Source organism: Gilliamella sp. CG16, from assembly GCF_046635785.1.
Lineage (GTDB): Bacteria > Pseudomonadota > Gammaproteobacteria > Enterobacterales > Orbaceae > Gilliamella > Gilliamella apicola_I.
This window is the reverse complement of record NZ_JBIDFL010000023.1, coordinates 1-2,116: the sequence shown is the minus strand read 5'-3', so window position 1 is coordinate 2,116 and position 2,116 is coordinate 1. Positions and strand designations below refer to the sequence as shown.

The window sequence follows — 2,116 nt, the reverse complement described above, 5'->3', positions numbered from 1 at the left end:
ATATAGAACTCTTAAATCTCGCAATATTAGCTTGCGAGATTTGCGTATTGCTTTATTGCTTGAAGATAAATTTTCTGAATGGTTTGAACTAAAAAGAAAAGTTATTGAGCCTTCCATTGAAGAAATTAACAAAAAAAGTGACTTAAAGATCGCTTACAAACCCTTACGCAAAGAGCGTTCCATTGATGCTATAGAGTTCTATATTGAAATAGATACACAGATAAAAATGTTTGAAGGGCAAGAGCAATTAAAGAAACTTAAGAAAAAGATAGGAATTATAAATAGCAATAAAACCACTTGAATTTATTATCTAAGCTCCTACAATATGTATTGAGAAGAAAGAGAGCTTACGCCCTCTTTCTTCGGTCTCTATCGGATGACTGGAGAATCGCCAGATAGCAACAAAATAACGATAATAATTACTATTAATCTAATTATCAATCATAATCACCCCCTTAGATTGTAAATTTAGGGGCTGTCTACTACCTGACCCGCCAGTCAGGTAGTAGATTACCAACCCCGACCAACCGTCAACAATAATAACATAATTTTTACAAGGTGTAAGGTTTACAAATTTAACCTGTCTAATATTGCGAGATTTAAGAGTTCTATATTGAGTCAATAGTTCGTATAGTCTTATGGAGTAAGTGCACTTAAAAGCGCTTATATTGCGTAATTGATTATTTGTAACAAATTTAATTTTTTGTGACGGAGATCACATGTAAATATTGTAAATATCAGGTATGCTATTTGTGATGAATAAATCATCATAAAGTAAATTAAATTAAATTAAATTAAAGGAGTCAAAAATGAATAGCTCAAATAGTAATTGCGGCGGAAATTAATTAGTTAATTTCTAGTACTGGTTTAATTAGTAATTAAACCAGTATTTATTTTTTTGCCTGAAGGAAAATTTATGATAGATAATAGATTTGTGCTTGGAAAGCATGTAAAAGTAGATGGGTTTTATGGGGTTGGTTACTTTGGATTAGGTAGTAGGCAATTGGAGATTGATAATATTTATGATTGGAATAATTTAATTTTTATAGCAGAAAAATTTATAACTCCCCAAGATGTAGACTTTTTATATGAAAAAGTTATGAAAAGTAAAATATCTTTTTCTGAATATAAAGATTATATAAATATTCTCAAAAAAAATAATTTTTTGATCCAATATTCACAAAATAATAAATATTCAGACGATAGATATTCTAGAAGTTTTTTACACTATGAAAGTTATGGTTCTATAGCTTATAAGATACAGAATAAACTAAATTCAAAACATGTTGTTATTATAGGATGCGGCGGTATTGGTAATCATGTTAGTTCAATACTGGCTACGTCAGGAATAAAAAAAATAACTTTAGTTGATAACGACTATATTGAATTAAGTAATTTAACAAGACAAATTTTATTTAAAGAAGATGATGTAAAAAAACAAAAAACATCCATTATTAAGCGAGAATTATTATTAAGAAATAAAAATATAGAAATAGATGAAATAAACATCAAAATTACTAATATAGATTCATTAAAGCAATTACCTAAAGCTGATATTTGGGTTTTGTCAGCGGATGAACCAAGTGATATTTATTTATGGGTTAATAAAATCTGTGTTAAAAATGAACAACCCTATATTTGCGCTGGATATTTTAATGATATTTCTGCATTTGGTCCTCTTTACATTCCTCACAAAACAGGTTGTCTTGAGTGTGGCAAACCTTTAATCTACAAAAAAAACGAAGAAAATAGCAGTGTTTCTTTAGATAGCAAGAAAATAAATAGCAATTTTAAAATAGCTACTTTTCCTACTGTAAATGCAATATCTGCATCTTTTTGTGCTGGTGATATTTTAAAATATTTAGGTGAATATGATGAACCATTATCTTTAAATAAAAGAATTGGTATTTGGACTGATAAACTTAACATTAAAACAATAGATTTTATTAAATCTGATGAGTGTAAAGTTTGTGGTAGCAAATAAGAATGATAATAAAAAAGCTAACATTAAATAATGCTTGTTACAATTCCATTAGAATGCTTATAGGTGTATATCAATCTATTTATTTGCTTTCTACGGGTGTCTCTTTAAGAGAATTAGCTTTATTTCAAGTTG

The 2,116-nt window shown here is 28.0% G+C and carries 1 protein-coding gene and 1 pseudogene; both read left to right on the top strand.

Annotation, left to right across the window (positions count from 1 at the left end; all coding sequences use genetic code 11):
• Positions 1 to 301, top strand: a pseudogene (locus tag ACGH47_RS11330) (hypothetical protein); the annotation flags it as partial.
• A gap of 615 nt (positions 302 to 916) precedes the next feature.
• Entirely contained in the window at positions 917 to 1,984 is a 1,068-nt protein-coding gene (locus ACGH47_RS11325; RefSeq protein ID WP_411623477.1) for a ThiF family adenylyltransferase, read from the top strand.
• Positions 1,985 to 2,116 lie beyond the last annotated feature (132 nt).

What these genes read in the sequence shown, in the direction of transcription:
- ACGH47_RS11325 (WP_411623477.1), top strand. Translation starts at nt 917, where the DNA reads ATGATAGATAATAGATTTGTGCTTGGAAAGCATGTAAAAGTAGATGGG.